Below are 22,120 nucleotides of genomic sequence, written 5' to 3' on the forward strand. Positions count from 1 at the left end.
AGCCATGAAGTTTGCCACTCCGCTTCCGATTGACGCCGTCCTGGCTGAATTGACAACGGCTTTGGCCGCGCACAGATCTGCCGTCCTAGTCGCCCCACCCGGCGCTGGTAAAACGACACGCGTCCCTCTCGCCTTGATGGATGAAAGCTGGCTCCTGGGTCGAAAGATCCTGGTTCTGGAACCGCGGCGCATTGCCGCGCGGGCTGCCGCCGAGCGCATGGCACACACCTTGTCGGAGGCTATCGGAGGGCGGATCGGATTGCGTGCGCGGATGGTCTCGAAATCAGGGCCGAATACATGTATCGAGGTCGTCACGGAGGGAGTCTTTACCCGCATGATCCTCGATGATCCTGAGCTTTCCGGGATCGGCGCGGTGCTGTTCGACGAGTTCCACGAGCGCTCGCTCGATGCCGATCTGGGACTTGCCCTCGCGCTCGACTGCCAGTGCGGCTTACGCGATGACCTGCGCATCCTGCCAATGTCGGCGACGCTAAATAGCGCTCGGGTCGCCCAACTTCTCGGCAATGCTCCCATCATCGCCAGCGAAGGTCGCGCGTTCCCGGTCGAGACGCGTTATCTCGGCCGTGCTGACAACGCGCGCATCGAGGACCAAATGGCAGACGCGGTGATGCGGGCCTTGCGGACGGAATCCGGTTCAATCCTGGCGTTCCTGCCGGGCCAAAGCGAGATCCGGCAGGTTGAGGAGCGGTTGCAGGAGCGCATCAGCGATCCGACAATCGTGCTTGCCCCGCTTTACGGGGCGATGGACATGAAAGCGCAGGACCTCGCACTCAAGCCAGCACCCAAGGGAGTGCGCAAGGTGGTGCTCGCGACCTCGATTGCCGAGACGTCGGTTACCATCGAGGGCGTGCATGTCGTCATCGACAGTGGTCTTGCGCGAGTTCCACGTTTCGAGCCGGACGTCGGCGTGACACGGCTCGAGACTGTGCGCGTGTCTCGTGCCGCCGCCGATCAGCGGAGGGGCCGCGCTGGCCGTACCGAGCCAGGTGTCTGCTTTCGCCTGTGGGACGAGCCGCAAACGCAGAGCCTTCCAGCTTTCGCCGAGCCCGAGATTCGCTCTGCCGATCTTACAGCCCTGTTGCTCGACTGCGCGGAATGGGGAACAACCGATCCGCTCTTGCTGTCTTGGATCGATCCACCGTCGGCCGCCGCCACAAACGCCGCGCGCGAGGAACTGATGGAGTTGGAAGCGCTAGACAAAAGAGGCAGCATCACGGCCATGGGGAGGCGGCTCAGGTCGCTGCCTCTGCCTCCCCGGCTTGCTCGTATGGTGATTTTTGCAGCCGAGGTGGGCCAGGCAGAGAAGGCTGCCGAGATCGCTGCGGTTATGGTGGAACGCGGGTTAGGCGGCAATGATGTCGATCTCGCATATCGGCTAGAAGATTTCCGCCGTGACCGCTCGCGTCGCGCGAGTGAGATGCGAAAGCTAGCTGTCGGCTGGGCCCAGATGGCAAATGCGGGGCGCTCGGCACAAGAGCCTCGTGAGGACATGTCGGTCGCGCGCACGCTGGCGTTCGCCTTTCCGGAGCGCATCGGCAAAGCACGTGGCGCACCGGGCCACTTTCTCCTCGCCAATGGCCGCGGCGCCAGCCTTGATTCGACTCATCCTTTGGCGCGATCACCTTTCCTCGTCTCTGCCGAGCTGTCGGGATCAGCGGGGTCAACGCGCATCCTGCTCGCAACCTCAGCTAATGAAGCGGACATTCTCGCTGCCGCCAGTCATCGCATCCGCGAGAAGGACGAGATCGAGTTCGATCAAAGCGCAGGCGCGCTGAGGTCGCGCCGTGTCCGCCGTCTTGACGCCATCCTGCTCGCAAACGAGCCCAAGGCGGTAATCGCGAGCGAGGAGGCTGCGCGTCTACTGGCTGACGGCATTGCACAGCACGGACTGAGCCGTCTGCCGTGGAGCAAGGCGCAAATTCAGCTCCGTGACCGGGTCGGCTTCTTGCGCGCGGCCGGAGAGGACGAATGGCCGGACCTGACCATTGAAGCGCTTGCCAAGACGGCCGCGGAATGGCTTGCCCCTTTCCTAGCTGGTAAGACGAAGCTCTCCGAGATCGGCGCTGATGACCTCGGCGCGGCCCTCGATGCGCTGCTGCCATGGAACTTAAAGCGGCGCTTGGACGAAGAGGCTCCGACGCATTTCGAGGCGCCCACGGGCAATCATCACGCCATCGATTACGAGACGGGACCCGCGCCCACCCTGCACATCCGCGTGCAGGAGTTGTTTGGGCTGACGCAACATCCTTCGATCGCCAAGGGCAAGCTGCCCCTCACACTGTATTTGCTCTCGCCGGCGCACCGGCCGATTCAGATCACGCGCGATCTCCCGGGTTTCTGGAAGGGATCGTGGACGGCGGTTAAGGCCGACATGAAAGGGCGCTATCCGCGGCATCCCTGGCCCGACGATCCCACCTCGGCAGTTCCGACCTCTCGGGCCAAGCCACGCGGAACGTGATCGAATGAACTTACAGCAGCGTGCAATCCGTATGACCATATTGAAGACTATAGCATCAATTATTCTCCCTTCGCCCGTGGCGATCAGGGGGCTTCCGAAGCGAGTCGGGAACCGTTGAACGAACGACCGGTATTGGAAGGGATAGTTAGGCTCGTGAACGACGTACATGGGTCAATTGTCAACGTTTCGCCCGGGTGCCAGACTGGTCCGATGTTCCTCAAGATCCGGACGTGCTGGCAACAATCAGACACTTCAGAGTCGCACCAACAGTGGTCAGAGGAAACTCAGCAAATGCCACCACACGGGGAGCGTCAGGAAGGAAAGCGGAATGCCGACACCGACCATCAGCGTGAGCAGCGGCGGGTCCAGGTCGTGATCGATCGCGACGATGCTCGCCCCAATCATCGGCCCCATCGCGGCCTCGAACACGGTTACACTCAGCACCTGCCCCTTGGCCCCCAGCACACCCGCAAATAGCAATAGGACCAGCACGGGGGCGACCGCGAGCTTGAAGACAAGTCCGACGGCCAGCGCACACGCCTTGCCCCGCATCTGGCTTAGGTGAAGCTGGTAGCCGACCGATACGAGAGCAATTGGCACGAGCGTAGCGCCCAGGCGCCTAAGCAGATCGTCGAGCCAGATCGGGTATTGGAACGGCATGAGCAGCAACGCGAGCACGAAGGCTTGAAAGGGCGCGAACAGCACAATCTTTCGGACCACCTTCTTCGCATCGATGCTGTCACCGGAGGAATACAGCGAGGCCACCAGGATGCCGAGGGTTGAGAGCACAAAATACGACCCCAACTGGTCGATCAATATTCCGAGACCAAGAAACTGCGGGCCATAAAACGTTTCGATCATCGGCAGACCAAGAAACGACGTGTTCGCTAGCCCGCCTGTGAGCATTAGCCCCCCGGTTGTCGCCCGTGAAAAACCAAGCTGCCGTGCGGCCAGCCAAAAGAAACCGCATCCGATCCCAAACATGACCCAGGCCATCAACGCGGGCAGGATCAGGGTCGTATCGAGTTTCAGGCCATGCACGTAGGTCAGGGTCAGCGCCGGAAGCGAAATATGAACGACGAACCCGTTCAACGACGCCGCTGCGTTGTCCGGCAAGCGCCCCGAACGGCGCAAGAGGATTCCAAGAAGGAAGCAGGCTGCCAGAAGCAGGTAGTTGTTCATCGAACCGCCCTAGTCGCTCTGGGGCCGCAACGGCGCCTACTATGGGGGACAATACAAAGCGGCGAAACCGGGAATTGGTAAGACAAGCCATCTTGCAGTACGCTGCGACATCCTCGCCAAAATGACCTTAAGCATGCCGGCAGACAATATTTCTTTAGAGGGCCTCGAAGCCGCCATCGCGTGTTTTCGCGCGGGCGGTTCTTCGGCGACGCCGGGCGACGCGTTGCTGCTGCCCTGCTGGCGCGACGAGGACTGGAAACAGCTGTTCCGGTTTACGAGCATCCGCAGAGTGATGGCCGGCGACGCGCTGATCCGGCGCGGCGAGCCTGACCGGACGCTCTACTTTGTGCTGCATGGCGACCTTGAAGTCATTGTGCACTCAGGCGATGGGCTCACCATGGGCCGCGTGTCTTTGGTCGGAGCGGGGTCGGTCTTGGGAGAGCTGGCGTTTTTCGACGGCGGCCCAAGGTCGGCTGGAGCCTGGGCGGTGGAGGATTGCGAAGTTGCGGCGATGACCCCGGACCAATACGTCGCATTCGAGCAGAGCAGTCCGGCCCTCGCGCGCGAACTGATCTTCGCGCTCGGCCGGATTCTCGCGATCCGACTGCGCAGGACGAATGCAAAAGTCGTCGGGTGAATTCCCGCGAGGTCGCACTCGGGCACCGATCCGAAGTCAATATCCCAAAGCCGGAACGATGCACGGGGACAAAGTCAATCTGGACGCGGTCTCCGCTCGATGTCGGGCCGGTCGCCATCGACGCCAGCACCTAGGACCCGCCCTGCATGCTGATGGATCCAGAACTGACCGACTGCTTCCGGCCCGAGCGGGCCATACGACGAATGTCCGCTTCTCGGTCTCGCCGTCCCAGAGCGGATCGTCGCAAATCCACCCATCATAGCCGTGAACACCTTTAGGGTGGATGTCCGCTTTGGAGAAGCAGCTATGGTCGGCTGGACGGCCCAAATGGGCGCGATTCAGCGCTTCGCAGGCTCGGCCTTATCTGTCCGGTTTTCACCCGACCCGGCCGTTCGCCAGAGTCGTCGTGAGTCGCAACTTAGGAGTCAAAATGCAAAGTAACTGCACGATCCGGCCATGTCCGACAGCATACGGGAATAACATCAGCACAACCGCTCTCCCCACCCGATTGCCTGGCGGCTCGGATGCACAATGATCCAGAATTTCGTCAGGTCGCTCTCGTCGTCGGTCCGTTTGGAGAAATGTACGGCAGACCCCGCCCCATCGCGATAAGCGATGCCGATGGTGGCACCGACGTCCGGTGTTCGACCGTGAGTGCCATCGCCGAATGTGAGCCTGCCGCTTTCTGGATCCAACACGAATACGGGATCATCAGGCCGGGCGTTCCGAAGGTCGGATACACGGGTCCATGCTTGATCATTCACGGTCACTGCAACCGTTGCTTCGACGTTGCGTCCCATGAAAGTCGCCCCTCGCTAGCATAGAATCTTGAAAGATTTAAAGGCAGAGAACATTGGCGAGGTGATGACGTCGACTGACGGCGTTGTGCACGACAAAGGTGTAGAGCCCTTCGCCGTATAAGCGATCCGAGCCGCTCGTGCTCAACCAACCGAAGTCCATTAACGCCAACTGTGGGCTTTCTGTCAAAACTACAAACGCGGTCTCGCCGCGCGGATAGCTGTCACCGGTGACTGACCTCTTGATCTGGCACGCTTGAAGTCCCCATGTAGCTTTGCGCGGCGATCAAGCGGATCCATGGCGCTCCGGGTCTGGTATCACATTTGCGTGCAGACGCGATACATACCAGCATAGCGCCGCCACTGGGATTCCGATCAGTGAGCTCAGCACGAAAAATATCGTGAATCCAGTTTTCGCGATCACGAAGCCAGAGGCGCCGGCGAGGATGCTTCCGGGAAAAGCGCATAGCGAGGTGAGAAGCGCGTATTGGCTGGCGGCAAGTTCCGTCGCAGTGAGCATCGACATGTAGTTGATCAGCACGACCTGCGCGAAAGCGTAGGCGAACCCTTCTATGCTGACCGCAACGGCGAAGATCCAAAAATGGCCGCCGCCACTTTCGGAGAGCCAGGCGAGGCTGAGATGGGAAGCTGATCCCGCGATCGTGCCGAGCAGCAGGCTCGGCATCATGCCTATCCTGCGAATGATGTGGGCGCTGAAAAACGTGGCTCCGAGCGCGATCCAGAACCCGAACAATTTGGTGACCGTCGCAATTTCTGTGTCGGAATAATCCAGGCTTTTGAATAAGGGCAGCGACATGGCGGTTGAAAGGTAGCCCGGCATTCGAAAGCCGGCGACCATGAGGAGGATCGGAAGCGCCAAAGGCCCGAGCCGTCCGACCATCTCCTTGATCGGCGCGATCACCGTCGCGGCGAAACCCCGATGGTTATGAGGCACTGTGAAATCGGACTCGGGCTCGGGCGCGACGAAAGCGGAGATCGCTCCGACCGTCATCAGCGCCGCCATGCCGAGATAGGCGAAGCGCCACCCGTATCTATCGGCGAGCAGCAGCGCGCCGGCGCCGGCAGCGAGCGTCCCGACGCGGTATCCCATCTCCGAAATCGCCGTCATGACAGATTGCTTCGCAACCGGAACCGACGTGATGCGCCAGCCGTCGATCGTGATGTCCTGCGTCGCCCCGGCGACGCCGAGGGCGATGGAGAACGCCGCGGTGTAGGCGATCCAATGAGCCGGATCGCCGAAGGAGACGCCTGCGAGCGCCAGCATGACGGCCAGCTGCGAAACGACGATCCAGCCGCGGCGGCGCCCAAGAAGGGCGCCGAAAATCGGCGCGTCGTATATGTCGAGGAACGGCGCCCAGACGAATTTGAATTTGTAAGCGATGGTGAACTCGCTCATCAGCCCGATCGTCTCAATCGGAACCTTCGCCTCCGACAGCCAGGCGGATTGCGTCGAATAGACCAGCAGATAAGGAATGCCCGCGCTGAAGCCGAGCCCCAGCATCGCCGCGTAACGTCGGTCGGCCAACAAATGGGAGAGGAGGGAGTTTTTTACTGGATCCTCCTGCATTTCCAACTCTATTCCCTCTCTTGGAATGTCTTTTCAATCAATTGCCTCTTTGACGGCACTCATTCTTCCACAAAGGGCACATGCGAGCTGAGCGTTTTCGCGAGACGGCTGGATGACTTAAATAAGACGAAGCACGATAAGCCGGACCGCCTTCAATTACAGAGGTGCTGTATTAGTGGCGGGAACTGTGAGCAAAAATCTGCAGGGACGCTACTATAACGTTGGCCTTCCCACCATCACGACTGAGGCATTTGGCCGATGTTTATGTCCGGTTCAACGGCGCAATTTTGCGCTCGCAATGATTTCAATAGGTTATCGATAGCCCGAGTGCCGTTCGCAGTCGATGTTGAAATTGGCGTGAGGCGATCTCCAGCGGGTTGAGTTTATCGGATCATGCGGCGAGATCAATGATCCGGTCGGAAGGCTTCTCGGAGAGGCTTGTCCAGCCGTCGACCTTCCGCATTACGATCTGTCCTGAAGCAAGCAGGTCCCAGAAAAGCATGGCGGCGGTTTCAGCGCTTGGCAGGACGGTTTGCGTCTTGATCCGCCGCTTGAATTCCTCGTGCAAGCGTTCAATGGCATTGGTTGTTCTTATCGATTTACATTGGCTTTCGGGGAAGCGCGCGAAGGTGAACAATCGATCTCCCGCTTCTTCCAGGCTATCGGCGACAGCGCGACATTTGAGCCGCCATTTGCGGATGAAGACCTTTCGCTTCGCCTCAATCTCTTGCTTCGTCTTGGCGTAAATCATGTCGTTGTAGTCAGCCGAGATTTCCTCGTGCAGCCGGTCTGGCGCGTGGGCGAGAAGGTTGCGGTGCTTGTGCACGGTGCAGCGCTGAACCGGCGCGTCGGGCCAAAGCGCCGCAAGTGCCTTATCAAGGCCAGACCCACCATCGACAATAACGAGAGCGGGCTTGGCGAGCCCGCGCGTGACGAGATTTTCGAGCACCGCTCGCCAGGCCGCTTCGCTTTCCCCGCCCATGTTCTTGATCGCCAGAAGCACTTTCTGGCCGTCGCGGCGTACGCCCAGCGCCACCAGCAGCGAGATAGAGGTTGCCTTCTTGTCAAGACGCACGCGCACGACTGTGCCATCAAGAATAAGGCGGATGATCGGCTCATCGGTGAGCGAGCGGGCGTTCCAGGCGTCCCAGTCGCCTTTGGTCTTGCGCCAAACCCGGCTGACGGTGTCCTTGCCCACTGCGCCGCCGAACAGCGCCGCCAGTGCACGGCGCACCCGGCGCGTGTTGGTCCCGGACAGATAAGCTCCGGCAATCAGAGCGTCTGCCCGCTTCGTGCGCCGCTGGTAGGCTGGGATGGTCGTATTCCGCCACTCGGCCGTCTTGCCCTCAGGGGTCGTCAGCCGTGCCCGGGGCACCCGAATGGTCGTCGCCCCGAAGGTTCCCATCAGACCACGCTCCCGATGGCCGTGGCGCGAGCCGACAGCCCCTATCCGCAAATTGCCGCCCCCCCGAGGCCGTTCATACCGATCTCGTCCCAGTGCCGCGTCCAGCTCGGCTTCGAGAAGCTCCTCGATGAAGCCCCGAATGCGCGTGCGCACCCCATTTTCCAGGGGATCGAACCAATCATCGAAAAGAAAATGTCCTTCTTCGGAAGAACCGATCGCTGACTTTATGCTATCCATTGTCATGGCGTGATCTCCGTCGGCATGCCAAAGCCGATTCTGTTAGCTTTCACAAGCTGGAGATTACGCCACCTTCAAATTTCAACCACACCGGCTACGGCACCATAGCCCGTAAAACGTCCTTGTATGCTTGCCGAAGCGCTCGGCGATCTCATGGCTGTCGGCAACAGGGTGCCCCTCTGATTTCAGTGTGGGTTGATGCGTCCGTGCGGTGCCCGAGGAAGGGTAAGATGATACTGCTTGGCGCCATCTTAGGGAACTGATCTCGATCACCGAATAGGAAGGCTAAGATGACCATCCGCAACCGCAAAGACGACTCGGCCATTGCCCGGCGACGTGGCAAGCAGATTTACCTCGAACTCTCGGTCGCCTTGCGCGGCACCAAATTCCCGGTCACCCTGGCGAGCGTCCGCGATACGCTGGCCCGCGAGGGGTTGCCCGCCTATACCGTCAGGGCGCTCGAAAAGTGGCGGCGCGCCGATACATGGGACGCCTTTGTCGCGTCCGGCGCCACCGCCCTGCCCGTTCCATATATTGACCAGGCAAACGTCACGCTGGAAGATCTGGAGGGCGGCGGTGCGCAGGGCCTCGATCTTTTCGTCCAGACAGCGTCGGCGCTCGCCAAGCGCCTATCCAATCTGGCCGAGGATGAGACGGACGAGACGACCGTGCCTAAGATTGTCGAATGCCTGCCGGTACTGACGCGGGTCATGAACGAAACCCTGGCCTTGCGCCGTCAAATCCTCGATGACCGGGCGAGAGAAGCGATCGACATCAAGGCCACCAGGACATTGCCGGCGCTCGAAGGCCCGGCGCAATCCCCGTTCGCCTCGACGCTAGACAAGATGCGCGCGAAACTCGACAATCTCTGAGCACGCAAGCGACAAATTGTCGTTTGTGTCTAACCTTCGTCCCGTACCTTGGCCAAATCGTCGATTATCGGCGTCGCTCGTGACAGCAAATGGTTGTGCTCGTTCAGAAGAGCCGCTTCACGTTGCCGTTCGGCCTTTCTGGCCTCATTCTCGTATCGGGAGACACTGCAAGCCAGATAATCGAGAAGCATAATGAGCGATCAACCACTTAGAGGGTGATTTCGAGAGATTTCGCGGCGAACGAATTTTCAGCGAAAAAATTCTTTGCACTTATATGCAAAATGATAATGCCTTCTACCTTCACACTATATGCAAATTTCATAGTGTGACTAGACGTTGCGCAGCGAAGCAGTTCAGTGGGAATTTATTTTATCATCCTATCCGATCTGCGCTTTTGCGCGGCCGTGGTTCGCTCATTTCGATTTCCTCTTGAGCTTAAATGGTCCCGCAGCGAACAAGACCTGAGCATTCAGACGCCTAGGCACTATCTGGCGCGCGACGGCAAGTTCAGCAGCATCGTGAGAACATTCATTAAAACATCGCCTAGGCGTAGACCAGGCACCCGGACGACGTTGCAGGTGGAAGCGAACAGCACAAACAGGCCGCCTCTCGCTCAATGATGGATTTTTGCGCTATCTAAAAATACTGATGGCATTCCTACATCAGGCATCGATCCTCCCCAACGACGGGTCGCCCGATCGTTTAAGTATTCTACCGTAACTATCCGCTTTGTTATTCTCAGCGCTTGGCGGCTCGGTCGCGAATTTCTGGGATTGATCGGAAGCTGATCTTGGGGTGCCGCGCCCAGAATGTCCGCTCCTGGCGCGACTCTGAAGTACCTGATTGTGGCCAGTACGTCCGGTTCTTGAGGTACACCGGACCAGTCTGGCTTACGGGCGAAACGTCGAGAATGGCACAAAACAGAATTCGCCGCGGGCCACCCCTCTACCGTGCGAAGGAGTGAGATGGTAGTCTTGCAAGAGTGGGAGGACCAGTTGCCGGCAGCTTACTCGGCGGAGGTGAGCCGGCGCGGCCGTTTGCACGGCGTTGATGAGAGGGAGTGAGATGTTCCTCAATCCGGATCATGTTACTATCGCGGTGGCCGATGCTGGCCCGGCGATCGAGTTCTTCGCGCTCCTCGGCTTCCGGAAGGAGCACGTCGCGACGATCGACGGCGGCCTTCCCGCCCGGTACATGGGCATGCCGGGCATGAAAGCGCTGCACATCACCCTCGCACTCGAGGGAGCGGATCCTCGTTTCGAGATCCAGCTGCTCGAGTTCGACCCGACCCCAGGGACCGATCCGGGTGCGCACCCGACGAATCTGCGGCAACGGGGCTACAACCACCTCGCGTTCCGCGTCGACGACATCGAGGCGGCTACCGCGCACCTCGTGGCCAACGGCGTAACCATGCTGAGCGACGAGATGGATTACATCAACCGAAAGCTGCGGCTGTTCGAGGGTCCCGAGGGCATCACCCTCGAGTTGGTGCAGCAGGGCGGCTCAGACGCTTCTGGCTAGGGCCTCCAACGAGCGACCCGCTGCCACCCGAGCAAGTCGTGATGTCGCCTTATGGCGCGTCTCAGACACCCAGCAATGTCCGCATCCCGGTCGCCATTGGGGGCAAAGCGCACATCGGGGAATTTATAGACCGCCGACTCGTTGATGAACCATGTTTCCTTCTCCCCGCCAGGGGTCCCCAAATTACGGACCTCTTTCCAAGCCTCTGAATTGCAGCGAGAGTTCGCGCGCCGTCCGTGATGCTATTCGATCAATGTGGGGCAGTGATGATCGTGACTGGAATCTATTGACAGTGAATGCGGTCGTGGGCGAAAAATTTGTTTATGTCGCACCCAGACCCGAACGAGCCGCCGGTCCGCACGCCGATCCAAATCGGTGAGGTCTGGGAAAACCCCGTCACACGCGAGCGCGCGACGATCATCGAGCTTCCCCACCAGAACCCCGCGGGTCGCGCGACGGCAGAGCTTACTGCGCTCGTCGGAGCACAAGTTCTAGGCGAACACCGCCATCCCGCTCTTGTCGAGCAGTTCACCGTGCTTGAGGGCGAACTGACCGTGAAGCTCGACGGACGAACAAGCATTCTTCACCAGGGCGAGAGCGCCGTGGTCGAGGCTGGCATGTGGCATGATTGGTGGAACGCGGCCGATCGCGACGCCCGGGTACGCGTGGAGATCACACCCGGCGAACGTTTTTCCCATATGGTCGAGACCTTGTTTGGTCTGGCTCGGCTCGGGCACACAGACAATAAGGGCATGCCAAATATGCTGCAGCTCGCATTGATCGCGCAGGAGTTCAGCGACGTCGTAGTGTTTCGTTCGCCTCCGTCGGCAGTACAGCGCGTGCTGTTTGGCGCCCTCGCTCCGATCGCACGCTGGCGAGGCTATCGTGCAACGTATCCGCAACTCTCGCGAACGATGCTGGCGACACGGGCATTGCAGGCGGTTGCGCAAGGACCGCATCCTTAGCCCACTTGGCACTGGCCGCATCCTCGAGGGGTCGATCAAGCTGTGGTCATCGTCGCCCCGGCCCTTTTTTGGATGGTCGCGTCGTAAGCCAGCACAGCGGGTCGAGTTCGCCAAACACGAATGTATGGTACGGCCGTCAAAGTGGCGGTAAGCTCGCCGTCGTCGGATCAACATCGTGCCGATGTCACCATGATTGGCGTGGGTGTTCAAGTCTCATCTAGTGCGGTCATTTCTTTCAGCGCCGTTGCCGCAGACGAATAGCCTCCGCGTGCGCCATCAATAAAGTGGACGTGATTGCTGTCGGTGGCGGAGGGCGTGAAGCAAGTCATCACCGCAGCGTCCTGGAGGTGCAGTCCATAGCGGACCGTTCCAGCCGATGCCGCGGCAACAAGGCGTCCCTCGATTTCACCGACGAGGTCGGGCGTGCAATCGAGGATCATGCGCAAGCCATCGGCAAATTTACGGAAATCAGAATTCTCGACCACTTGCTGCAGATAAGTCATCGGCACGAAGCTGCCCACACGAATGCCGTATCGCAAAATAAAATAATAGATAAAGGTCCGCACAAGGACAGCGCTCCGCCGCACGAACAGCGGCATTTCAGCGTTGCGCGCGGCGCGCGCCTCAAGTTCAGCACCAGCCGCCGGCCAACGCATCCGGAGGCCGGCAAGCGAGACAGGATTGGACATGTCCGGGCTCTTGGCGATGACCGCGACGATGTCATCGATGGCCGCACGGAAAGCGTCGGGGTCGGCGCCGCGGGCCGGCACGATAAGCAGCGAAAGGACCACTCCACGCGCAGCCGGCATTTCCTCGAACCGGCACGACAGGCCGGTGAGATCCGGACGAATGCCCGGCGGCGCGGGAACAACCGCGAACCCACCTCGCCGCATAGTGCCATCGGCCCACTCCAAGCCGCCACCCGAGAACATCGCGTAGGTGACATTTGGAGACGGTGAGAAACGAGCCACACGTACATCGGCGCCTTGCGCGCGGATACATGCGACCGGAACCAGCGCGGCCTTCATGACGAGATCAAGATCGTTCTTCACCCATGCCGTGGTGGCCGCAAGGGCTTCACGCGCGCGCTTAAGGTCCTGCGGCGGGACGGCGAAACTCGCCCCGTCGCCGCCGAACACGTATGGGAAGTCGCTGCCGTCCAGCGCGTTTTTGAGCGCCGCAATAACGGCGGCGCCGGCCATGTTCACGGCCTTGTATTGATTCTCGCGAATGGCCTTGGTCGACTGTACAATATCGGCGATGCCGATCGACCAGTTATTTGGTAGCGGCTTATAGAGGGCCGGATCCATCAGGCTCCCGAATCTGTCGAAGATCGGAATGCTCTCATAGAATTGATCTGCTTCGTTGCTCTCACTCGTTGCTCGAGTTGGCATTCCCACGGTCATCCGCTTTTCTGTTCAATAGCCCGAGGCACTCAATGCCCGGACGTCTAAATTCAACACCCCTAGGACGTTCGTCGCCGAGCTATCAGCTCAAGAATCGTCAAACCGATACAAATAATTACGTCAGTGCCACGTTTGCTCCTCATCCAACTCCCGATGAATTTGCGCGCCGCAGGCACAGCGATCTTGTCGCCAGGAGCGGTCATTCGCCGACCGACGCCGGATAACCGATTTTGCATTGCCCGCTTCGAAACTAAGTTTGGAGCGCGACACAGTTTGAAGTGCAACATAGCCTCATCCGGCCCAAGTCCGAGATACCGAAGCTTTCCAACTTCAGCTTCTTTGGTCTGGACCGGATGGGCTCACATCTTGCGAAATCCGAAGGACCCAATCAAAGTTTGGGTCGCCCTCGTCTCATTGCGGGAGCGTAAGAGGTGCCGACGATTTGCCGGAATTCTTTTGGTCGGAGGGCGATTCTTCCGAGGGCGTACCGCACGCCCCCAACGACAAAGCAAAAACCGCAAATAGCAATGCTAACAAGCTGCGCATGAATTACCTCCCTGTCCATATTGGCGAGCGAACCAAAATTGGTCCAGTCGCACCTTCAGCGTATCCGAGCCCACGGTTCTTGTCGATGTTGAGTATTGGGCGGGGCCGTGGCGAGCGATCGGCTATCCGATTTTGACCGCGGCCTGATTCTGGAGTTCATGGGTTGCGGACCGAACTGGAGGGCACAACCATGGATGTCAAAAAGTTCTTCGCCGACCTAATCGCCACGTTTAGGAAGCCTGCTGATCCGCCGCCCTCGGCGCCGGTCGTGGACGTCGATGCGGCCCACGAAGCCGGCCGAAATGCAGGATATGAGGCCGACCGCTCTGACGAGGATGAAGCCAGCGGAACCGCGGGGCACGAAGATGATCATGCCGAAAGGCACGAGGTCGGCCGGCAAACCGAAAACGCGGGCAGCCATGAGGAAAGGTACGAGACGGACCGCCAAAAGGACTCCGATGAGGGCGCCCAAATTGGTTTAGAGGCCAACACTCCGCCGGAACCACCACCACCACTACTGGAACAGCCATCGCAGCCGGAACCGCCGGCGGAGGAACCGCAATCGAGCTAGGGCGAGCGCCCAATCGGGAGAGCGTCAAGCGACGGCTGTGGCCGATCGGTGAGGCGGCCGATCCGCATTTCTGTTCGCCGCGGGGAGTACCCCCCGCGTTTCAGGTCAACGAGATGCATAATGTTGGCACGTTGGAGCGCCAAACGGGCAAGCACCTCTCTGTATTCCGTCGCACCACAGGGAGAAGTTTCAGTCCACATTCCCTTGTCCCTTCTTCAGATGGCCGAGATTTATTCGGAACGGGTCTTCGGGGGCCAAGAGACGTATCTGAACGCAAGACTATTGTCGAGACGAAGGATTGGGAAGGGCCGAGCTTCGAAACGTATGCACCATTTTTAGCTTCGATCTCCTCGGAACATTAGGGGTCGGGGAACGTTTCTAATCGGGGTGTCGGGCACGCGGCGGCGATAGGCTCTACCAATAAGCGCCGCCGCTTAGAGTCGGTCCGGAAAGTTCATCAATTCAGACAAAGCTTTCTGAGCGTGAGACGAATTGAGGCGAGACGGAGAAAAGCGAGTGCGTTTCGGGTGAGATTTTCGAAGTCTTTGGCCAAGCGGCGGCAACGATTAAGCCAAGCGAAGGTGCGTTCGACAACCCAACGTCGCGGCAGAAGCTCAAACCCTTTGGCCTGATCGGAGCGTTTGACGATTTCGATTTGTATATGCGGCAGGATTTTGGCCGACGCCTTTTGAAAGACCGGGCCCTGATATCCGCCATCAGCAAAGAGCTTTTGTAAAAACGGATACAAGCCGAACAAGGTCGACAGAACAAGCACGCCACCATCCCGATCTTGAATGTCGGCGGGATGCACCACTGCATGCAGCAGCAGGCCTAGCGTATCGACGAGGATATGGCGCTTCTTGCCTTTGATCTTCTTGCCAGCATCATAGCCGCTCGGATCGATGCGGCGCCCCCTTTTTCCGCGCTCTTTACGCTCTGGCTGTCGATGACGCAGGCCGTCGGGCTCGCTTCACGATCCATGGCTTCGCGACACTTCACGTAGAGCGCGTGATGAATGCGATCCAGCGTGCCGTCCCAGTTCCAAAGGTCGAAATAACCAAACAGCGTGCTCTTGGGCGGCAGATCTTTGGGAACGTAACGCCACTGGCATCCCGTGCTCAGCACATACATGAGACCGTTCACGATTTCCCGCGGCTCAACAGAGCGCTTGCGTCCGCCACGTTTGGCCGGTGGAATAATCGGCTCGATGTGCGACCACTCATCGTCCGTCAGATCGCTCGGATAGCGCAGTTTGTCACGATTGTATTTCGGGCGGTTTTCGGACGTCCACATTGGCGGCCTCTCATCGAATCAGGCAGCCGCCAATGAATCACAAATGATTCATCCGATTCAACTACTTCCCGGACGGACACTTAGGGTTAAGGCTTCACCGCACCGTAGAGCGCATTTGTGACGCTGAGACGCTTACCCCTTTAGAGCACAACAGGGAGGTCTTCGATGTCGATGGTAAGTATCATAGCGCTTGCCGCCCTCATTGGCGCGTTCCTTTTCCTGCTCCTCAGTCTCCGCGTTCCACCTTTATACGGACCGCCGGAGAAAAACGGGCCGAAGGGGAACAACACGATAGCCAGAAATCTCACTAGCGGAAGCGAGCGCCCAGGTTTCCTAGGCGGCACGAACCATAGGCTTTGTTGTGCCAGATGTTGCCAACGCAACTATCGGCGTTTGAGGCGCACGCTACCATCAGCCTCACCGCACGAAACGGCGAGTCTGTCGAGAAGCTATAAGTTAACCGGAGGATTCGTCTATGTCTCGTAGATTCTTTGTCGTTATGTTGAGCTTTGCTCTCGCTCTCTTTCTGATGCCACAGGTTTCGCTGGCTGAGGAAGATCACATCGCCGAGGCCATCACACACACCAAGCAGGCCATTGACCACGGCAAGCAAGGACATGCCGATGTCCTGAAAACTCACGCCGACGCCGCGCTCATCCACGCGGAGGCCGGTGAAAAGGCCAAGGCTAATCCCCACACCGAAGAAGCCATCACACATTTGAAACAAGCAATCGACGAGGGCAAAAAGGGCAATGCCCAGATGGCTACGACTCACGCCGAAGCTGCGCTAACCCATTTGGAACAGGTCAAGTAGGATTAAATGCGGCCGCTGCAATCTCGATGAGCTCCGGCCGAGTCGTACGCTTGCAGATGCGCGGAGGGCGGCCGCATTACCCGCCAAATATACACGGCGCGCGGCCCGAGAGCGGGCAGTCTGAAATATGGGAGGATTGACAAGCGGTTGGTGGATTAGCTCATTAAATGATATTCTTTGCATATGGATGCATGGATTGTCGCCGTTGTCACAGCGTCATCTAGAGGCCGTCCTTCGATCGCTACCTTATTCCTAGCTGAAGGAAGGGACCAGCTGGCGGTTGAGGCTGCTGTCCGAAAACAAATTTCGGCTCCGATTCACAGTATCGAGATGTCTTCATTGTCGCCAGAAATAGCCCTGGCTTTTAAGTTAAGACTAGCAGAAGTGCGGCGGCTCCCATGCCAAGCAGCCTGAGCGCCCCCCACAACTCGCAGCAGTCATTCGCCACAGCGAAGCTAAAACCGCCGCGCTCTAAAAAATGAATTTACAGCTTCCGCAATCTTTACGAGCGCACCTGCGAGGTTGCAGCGATTGTTACGGCCGTCCTCATCGCGTGGCAATTTATCATTCTCGCTTGTCAGCTTCTCGACGGGAATTGACGCGGCCGGATCGCCCCTCGGCGTCTTTCGCAATATTACGCCCGGCTCGTCTCCATTGGTGAATTCGATACCGGCCAATTCCAGAACGGGACAAACGGCGGCAATTTTGTTGAATAGCCCTACAGGCTCGCCGAAGCTTGCTTCCATCCGTCGAGATTTTAACCTTCCTGGCAAGCTCCCTTAGCGACAAACCGAGGAGAGCCCGCGCCGCAGCAATTTGACGACCGTAGATTTCTTTGGTCATTTCCTTTTCGCTTTCGGCTTCCCCGAGGATCACGCCGGCTTATTTTCTCCGTTTAGATGGGCCGCGATGCCCCAGCGCATCGAAACCAACTCCGAGCCGTTTTGCTGGCTGGGTCAGCCGGTAAAGCTCGACAAGCTCACACCACATGTAGCATTGGGTGAAGTGTCCGCACATGACGCAAGCTTATCATTTATGGGGAATAGCTGAGAACTTCCACCGCAAGTGCAAGCGCGTTCACGAAACAAATCGCCGCCGGCATCTAATAATGGTGAGCCTTTGTTCTCATGTATATACTTTCGATAACTCGGAGGGGTGCCGGACAGGGTTATTGGGGCCAGCCCTTCCTCGTGAGCTTTTTGGGAATAGAAATCTCAATGGCACTCCATTTTTCGAACGCTAGCAGAATTTACGATCTGGCACGGCACTGCGTCCGCTTCTGGGGCAACGATTCCGCGTTCGAAATCACCTTCTACTTGAATGAGGAAGCCTTAAGTAAAATAAGTCCCTATGCGGATCGCGACGAAGCCTCATTGCTACATGTGTTTGACGTCAATCGCGCCCGGATCGAGAAAGCCGCCAGCGTTGCCTATTCGCATTCACTGCAGCGGCAGAGTTATCATCGATTGTCGGCGTCGGATTTATTGCTGGAGGCGATCATGGCAAGAAGTGACAAGCACGGCAATCGTGAAGCCAAGAAGCCAAAAAAGGTGAAACCGAAGGAAGCCATGCCTGTTTCGACATTCGCTTCGATTCAGAAGAAGGAGCTTGAAGCTACCAATCTAAAGAAGAAATAGGAGAAATTCTTACGGCGTGCCCAGTGCTCTCGATGACGATCACACATTGTCCTGGCGCTTGAGGCCGGACGCTACGCCTTATCGCGATCACCTAGTGGGCTTTGAAAAAGGCCGCCGAATTAAGCGGCCAAGTCACACCGGGGAGTTGATGGGAAGTGAACTTCGTACATTGTGAAAGGTTCGTATTACGTCTTATTGCCGCTGCTCAATTCTACGTGACTGCTATGCCGCCAAGCTTGGTGTTTCCGGATAGGCAACCAAAGGGCTAGGCGCGTCGTTTGTGAGCCGTAGAAGCGCAAGGAGATTACCTATGTTAAAATTGCTCGCTTTGGCCGCCACGGTGCTTGCATTCGCTTGCAGCGTCGCCTTTGCAGAGACTGTGCTTCCGATGGGCCAGTAGCTCGCCTCCGAAATCTATAAAACGAATGTTTATGATCCTTCCGAACAAAAAATCGGTAGAGCCACCGTTCTCATGATTGATAGCAACGGCAACGTAGCGGCGGCGATCATCAGCGTCAGCAGTGGTTTCCTTGGCGTTAACCAGAAAGACGTCGTGATTCCCTTCAAGGAGCTGAAACTCTCGACTCGCGACGGCACGAATTCGCTGGTTCTCAATCGCACGAAAGACGATCTAATGACGGCTCCCGCCTACAACAACACGGGGGCCCCAAGCGACTATCGGAATCGCTAGTCCTAACGCGCTTCGCCCGCAAGCCCGATAGCTGACCATAGCACCTCGGCGGCTGCAATTACGTTGGGCACCTCAATCCGGGCGGTAATTACATCCAGCGTTTAGCGCATCGATTTCCCGGCATCTCGAATAATCATTGGCGAGGGAGACGGCTCCAAAAGCTCTCCGTGCAGTGTGTCAATATCCCCCGCATATTGGTTAACCACAGAATCTGGCCAATTGGCTTGCTGAATTGCCTCTTCAAATCTCGCCAGAGCGTCACGAGCTTCCGCGATGTGAAGCGTGAATTGAACACAGAGTGGGGTGCTTGGATTGCGCGGCTGGATTTCGTTTTTGATCATGGGTCGATCCGATCGCAACCTGAGCCTCTCGGGACCCGGCGATGAGAAGATTTCTCGGCAAAAAGCATAGACGCAAGGGGAACGATTGTCGAAATATATCGCGATAAATCGCAAGCCTGTGATGCTGCACTGCGGCAAGTTCATTTCGCCTTCCGCTTGGCTTTCTTGAGCCGCACGCCCGGGCCGCCGCCATTCTCGGCGATGAACTCGACGTCGGCCGATTCCAATGCTCGGCTGATCGCTTGAACAGCTTCAGGGGATACGGCCCTGCGGCTTCGTTCGAAATCAACAACGGTAGACAGCCCAAGCCCTGCAGCTTCAGCTAACTGTGGCTGTGTCCAATCAAGCAAGGCTCTGGCGGCTCGACAGTGGGCAGGCATCAATTCAGGGATTGCTGCCTCGCGCAAGCGACGGGCGTCAGGACGTATGATTAGGCTTACAATCGGGAGATCAGCGACGTCCATTTGGTGCCCCACGCGCAATGCGCGGCTCATTCAAGCGGTTCTTCCAAAACGGCTGCAGCTCTGCCTCTTGATTTGGCAAAGATCGCGGCGCTACCCGATTGGATGGTTGTCCAGTCAGCATGCTTTTCCTCAAGCACAGCGACACCTCGGGCTCGTGGAGCGGCCTCTTGATCGGTGTGGCATCATCAGCGATTTCGACGACATGCACGCGGATGTCTCTGCGCCCGCATCTGCCGGTTACCAAGCCAGTAAACCGGATCACGTCGCCGGCCTGCCTTTCCATCGGGACCGCTATGGTTTCGGGCGCTTGACAGATGAGCCACAAGTCCAGGACTGGTAAATTCAGAGCCCAGCTTCCCGATACTCCCGCGATTGGCCCCGGCTCAGTCTCGGCACCCACCATGACCATAGTTCCTTTGTTTGTGGGTGCTGGACAGCTCTTAAGTTTGGCCCTTGTCATGCAAAGCATTCTTTGCCTCCTGATACGAACTGCTGGTCTGCTGGCAATAGTGGGTGGCTTCCTCGGAACGGCACCAGTAGCATTGCTGTGGTAAGCACAGATGCTTCTCCAATCTCTCCTTGGCAGGCCCCTTCGGGTCTTCGTAGTGTGTTCCGCACCTTGTGATCTAGTAAACTAGAAGGGTGAGGGACGGACGGACTTGCGACAGGCCGTTCCCCTCTGACGGCGGCCCCACATAGTTCGGACGGACTTGCGGCGACCTCGGAGCACTTCCGCCGCCGCTCCCAAGTTCTTCGACATATACCCTCAGCCTCCCATGGCTTGGTCGCGGACAAGCTTTCAGCCTCATAAACAGCGCGCGGCTTTACCCCAGACCGACGGCGCTCGGCGGTCTTGCGTTCTGCCTCGGCCCGGCGGATGGCGTCCTGTCGTCTTTCTCGACGCCTCTCTGCCTTCGCCCGTGCGCTGGCTTCGTTCCGCTCCTCGCGCGATTCATCTATGGCCCCAATATTCCGAGCATCGGCGAGCGATCGCTCTTTAGCGGTGACGCCAAGAATGCGAGCAATAGAATCAGCACTAAGGGCCCTGCCGTTCCGCTTTCCAGCGCGCCGAAGCGCCGCGCCAATATCGTCGGGATGAAGGCAAAAGCCGAGTCGTTGAAGCTCGTTGGCGAGCGTCGAGTAATCGAGGCCGGGCCACATCGCGAACGAGGCTATGCGCCCATTCATTTTGTACCGGCCGTGCTCGGCACTTCCAAGAACGCACGCGATCACGTAGGCCCAATCAACCGGATCCAGGTATCCGCGCGATGCGAGGCAAGTGAGCGCCAGTCGCCGTATTTGGCCGAGAACTATTGACGCCAGGCGCCGAGGTTGACTCTTGCTGCGGCGCGGATTGCTGCGGGCTTTCTTTTGGTAGTCGTCGCGCGGGCGGTCTCCTACAGCCACGTCGCCAGACAGAGGTAACTGGCCTCCATTTGCACCGCTTGATTCGCCTTGCGACAGCAGAAGATTTAGCGTAACCTTTGATTTGTCAGCCACCAAGCATGACGAATTTCTGAGCCCGGCCGCGTTACCAGCGCGGACCGGGTTTGTTGTTGCGATCATGGCTTAGGTCCCTTGCTCGACAAGCCTATCGAGCTCTGCTTCAGGTACAAGGGTGCGGCTGCCAATCCGAATGAGTTTGATCTTACCGGCGGCCGCGAGCGCGTACAGATGGCTTCTAGATATTTTCAGCGCGTCGCAGGCGTCATTGATACGGCGCGCGCGCGGGTAATTGAGTGCAGTCGATTTCTTGCCGACTGGCGCATCGCCTAACGGCGAGCGGATAGCGATATGGGAAGCTGAGATCATATAGTCGTCCTCGGATGTGGCTTTGTTCCGTCGATGACGGACACGCGAGGACATAAGATCAGACCTATGAGGCCGGTAAAACGCAGGGTCCCTGAGATAAATTTTAACGGCTCGCCCTGTAGAAAACGGGCGAGTCACTTCCTGTCATGATTTTGCTCGTCTCTTTGGGATTTCGTTCTACCCAACGCCGTAGCAATCGTGTGCGGCGAGACAGCATTTATTCCGGGGAATAGCTTCAAATAATTCTGAACAGCTTGCACGAATTGCACAAATGCCCCGCGAGGGGTTCGATCCTCCGCTCCTTCTGAAGGTGTTGACGCAGTAGCTTCCTTGCCAAAATGCTTTTTGAAAATCGGCGCTAATTCCCACGCGATGATCCAGGAAACGCTTGCGTGGGGATTGTGCCAAAAGAGCGAACGGAGCGAATAGAAGGGCGGGGGGCTGGATTCAGGAAGTTTGCCTGCCTCCTTCCCTTGTTGGATTTCTGCATTCGCTTCTGAAATAATTTGGTCTGCGTCCTGAATGAGAGAGCTGAGCGAAAGCATTAGCTCACCATACGCCTTTGGACTTCCATCTTGATGACGACGATAGAATGGGCTCAAAAATTCAAGGAGAGTGTCGATTTCATGGGAAGAGCTGAGAGCAGAAAGAAGTTTTTTGGCATGGCTTTTGACAGTCTCGGCATGCCGCTTCCGTTTTGTAGGGAATACCTTCCGAGAGGATGATGTGTGGCGAATCTGCTCAGCGCTTACCCTAAGCCTATCGAGATCTGCGCCCAACGCTGCAAGGTCCACATTAACCGCCGTTAATCCGACCGCCTCAACAATCCGTTTCACGATGTCTTCGTCAACGGGCTTGAATG

Annotated in this window: 18 protein-coding genes; 9 read left to right on the top strand and 9 right to left on the bottom strand. The window is 58.1% G+C overall.

Translation table 11 applies throughout. From position 1 onward, the window contains the following. The first annotated feature begins 4 nt into the window (after positions 1 to 4). Positions 5 to 2,479, top strand: a complete 2,475-nt coding sequence (hrpB, locus tag QEV83_RS03765; RefSeq protein ID WP_280129928.1) for an ATP-dependent helicase HrpB — start codon at positions 5 to 7, stop codon at positions 2,477 to 2,479. A 273-nt stretch (positions 2,480 to 2,752) separates the two neighbouring features. On the opposite strand, the gene QEV83_RS03770 is transcribed toward hrpB, so the two are convergent. Beyond that, positions 2,753 to 3,661 carry an AEC family transporter gene (locus tag QEV83_RS03770; protein WP_280129929.1) on the bottom strand — a complete coding sequence of 303 codons (909 nt, stop codon included), beginning with the start codon at positions 3,659 to 3,661 and terminating at the stop codon, positions 2,753 to 2,755. A gap of 133 nt (positions 3,662 to 3,794) precedes the next feature. Here QEV83_RS03770 and QEV83_RS03775 point away from each other — a divergent pair, with 133 nt between their 5' ends. Further along, entirely contained in the window at positions 3,795 to 4,298 is a 504-nt protein-coding gene (locus QEV83_RS03775) for a cyclic nucleotide-binding domain-containing protein (RefSeq protein WP_280129930.1), read from the top strand. A gap of 482 nt (positions 4,299 to 4,780) precedes the next feature. On the opposite strand, the gene QEV83_RS03780 is transcribed toward QEV83_RS03775, so the two are convergent. The 3 genes from QEV83_RS03780 to QEV83_RS03790 form a co-directional block, all read right to left on the bottom strand. After that, positions 4,781 to 5,098, bottom strand: a complete 318-nt coding sequence (locus QEV83_RS03780; protein ID WP_280129931.1) for a hypothetical protein — start codon at positions 5,096 to 5,098, stop codon at positions 4,781 to 4,783. Positions 5,099 to 5,381: 283 nt separating this feature from the next. Next, the gene (locus tag QEV83_RS03785) at positions 5,382 to 6,683 is read right to left on the bottom strand and encodes an MFS transporter (RefSeq protein ID WP_280129932.1); all 1,302 of its coding nucleotides are present in this window, start codon (positions 6,681 to 6,683) and stop codon (positions 5,382 to 5,384) included. Between the two features lie 391 nt (positions 6,684 to 7,074). Continuing rightward, complete coding sequence (locus QEV83_RS03790) at positions 7,075 to 8,331, bottom strand: IS256 family transposase (RefSeq protein WP_280129933.1); 1,257 nt, start codon at positions 8,329 to 8,331, stop codon at positions 7,075 to 7,077. A gap of 284 nt (positions 8,332 to 8,615) precedes the next feature. Between QEV83_RS03790 and QEV83_RS03795 the strand changes: the two genes are divergently transcribed. The 3 genes from QEV83_RS03795 (at position 8,616) to QEV83_RS03805 (ending at position 11,683) form a co-directional block, all read left to right on the top strand. Then, positions 8,616 to 9,197 carry a hypothetical protein gene (locus tag QEV83_RS03795; RefSeq protein ID WP_280129934.1) on the top strand — a complete coding sequence of 194 codons (582 nt, stop codon included), beginning with the start codon at positions 8,616 to 8,618 and terminating at the stop codon, positions 9,195 to 9,197. 1,065 nt (positions 9,198 to 10,262) lie between these two features. Beyond that, a complete protein-coding gene (locus tag QEV83_RS03800; protein ID WP_280128913.1) occupies positions 10,263 to 10,718 on the top strand; it encodes a VOC family protein in 456 nt (151 codons plus the stop codon). Positions 10,719 to 11,041: 323 nt separating this feature from the next. After that, positions 11,042 to 11,683 carry a cupin domain-containing protein gene (locus QEV83_RS03805; RefSeq protein ID WP_280129935.1) on the top strand — a complete coding sequence of 214 codons (642 nt, stop codon included), beginning with the start codon at positions 11,042 to 11,044 and terminating at the stop codon, positions 11,681 to 11,683. Between the two features lie 206 nt (positions 11,684 to 11,889). Here the strand turns inward: QEV83_RS03805 and QEV83_RS03810 are convergent, their stop codons facing one another. Continuing rightward, positions 11,890 to 13,077, bottom strand: coding sequence for a DUF3095 domain-containing protein (locus QEV83_RS03810; protein ID WP_280129936.1), 1,188 nt, complete (start codon positions 13,075 to 13,077; stop codon positions 11,890 to 11,892). Between the two features lie 748 nt (positions 13,078 to 13,825). On the opposite strand from QEV83_RS03810, the gene QEV83_RS03815 reads away from it, so the two are divergent. Continuing rightward, positions 13,826 to 14,206: a hypothetical protein gene (locus QEV83_RS03815; RefSeq protein WP_280129937.1), complete on the top strand. Its 381-nt coding sequence runs from the start codon at positions 13,826 to 13,828 to the stop codon at positions 14,204 to 14,206. Positions 14,207 to 14,663: 457 nt separating this feature from the next. Here the strand turns inward: QEV83_RS03815 and QEV83_RS03820 are convergent. Next, a protein-coding gene (locus QEV83_RS03820; protein ID WP_280128802.1) for an IS5 family transposase occupies positions 14,664 to 15,499 on the bottom strand; the annotation gives its coding sequence in 2 pieces (ribosomal slippage) (positions 14,664 to 15,112 and positions 15,112 to 15,499; 837 coding nt in all). Between the two features lie 475 nt (positions 15,500 to 15,974). Between QEV83_RS03820 and smbP the strand changes: the two genes are divergently transcribed. From smbP to QEV83_RS03835, 3 genes are all read left to right on the top strand, one after another. Beyond that, positions 15,975 to 16,313 (top strand): small metal-binding protein SmbP, encoded by a 339-nt coding sequence (gene smbP, locus QEV83_RS03825; RefSeq protein ID WP_280129938.1) that lies wholly within the window; start codon positions 15,975 to 15,977, stop codon positions 16,311 to 16,313. A 1,217-nt stretch (positions 16,314 to 17,530) separates the two neighbouring features. Then, the gene (locus tag QEV83_RS03830; protein ID WP_280129939.1) at positions 17,531 to 17,950 is read left to right on the top strand and encodes a DUF1488 domain-containing protein; all 420 of its coding nucleotides are present in this window, start codon (positions 17,531 to 17,533) and stop codon (positions 17,948 to 17,950) included. A 451-nt stretch (positions 17,951 to 18,401) separates the two neighbouring features. Then, the gene (locus QEV83_RS03835; protein ID WP_280130956.1) at positions 18,402 to 18,641 is read left to right on the top strand and encodes a hypothetical protein; all 240 of its coding nucleotides are present in this window, start codon (positions 18,402 to 18,404) and stop codon (positions 18,639 to 18,641) included. A gap of 481 nt (positions 18,642 to 19,122) precedes the next feature. On the opposite strand, the gene QEV83_RS03840 is transcribed toward QEV83_RS03835, so the two are convergent. The 3 genes from QEV83_RS03840 to QEV83_RS03850 form a co-directional block, all read right to left on the bottom strand. Continuing rightward, positions 19,123 to 19,476: a helix-turn-helix domain-containing protein gene (locus tag QEV83_RS03840; protein WP_280129940.1), complete on the bottom strand. Its 354-nt coding sequence runs from the start codon at positions 19,474 to 19,476 to the stop codon at positions 19,123 to 19,125. 1,539 nt (positions 19,477 to 21,015) lie between these two features. Continuing rightward, positions 21,016 to 21,258, bottom strand: coding sequence for a helix-turn-helix domain-containing protein (locus QEV83_RS03845; protein WP_280129941.1), 243 nt, complete (start codon positions 21,256 to 21,258; stop codon positions 21,016 to 21,018). A 134-nt stretch (positions 21,259 to 21,392) separates the two neighbouring features. After that, positions 21,393 to 22,094, bottom strand: coding sequence for a hypothetical protein (locus QEV83_RS03850; RefSeq protein ID WP_280129942.1), 702 nt, complete (start codon positions 22,092 to 22,094; stop codon positions 21,393 to 21,395). Positions 22,095 to 22,120: the final 26 nt, after the last annotated feature.

It is taken from the genome of Methylocapsa sp. D3K7 (genome assembly GCF_029855125.1).
In the GTDB taxonomy this organism is placed as follows: domain Bacteria; phylum Pseudomonadota; class Alphaproteobacteria; order Rhizobiales; family Beijerinckiaceae; genus Methylocapsa.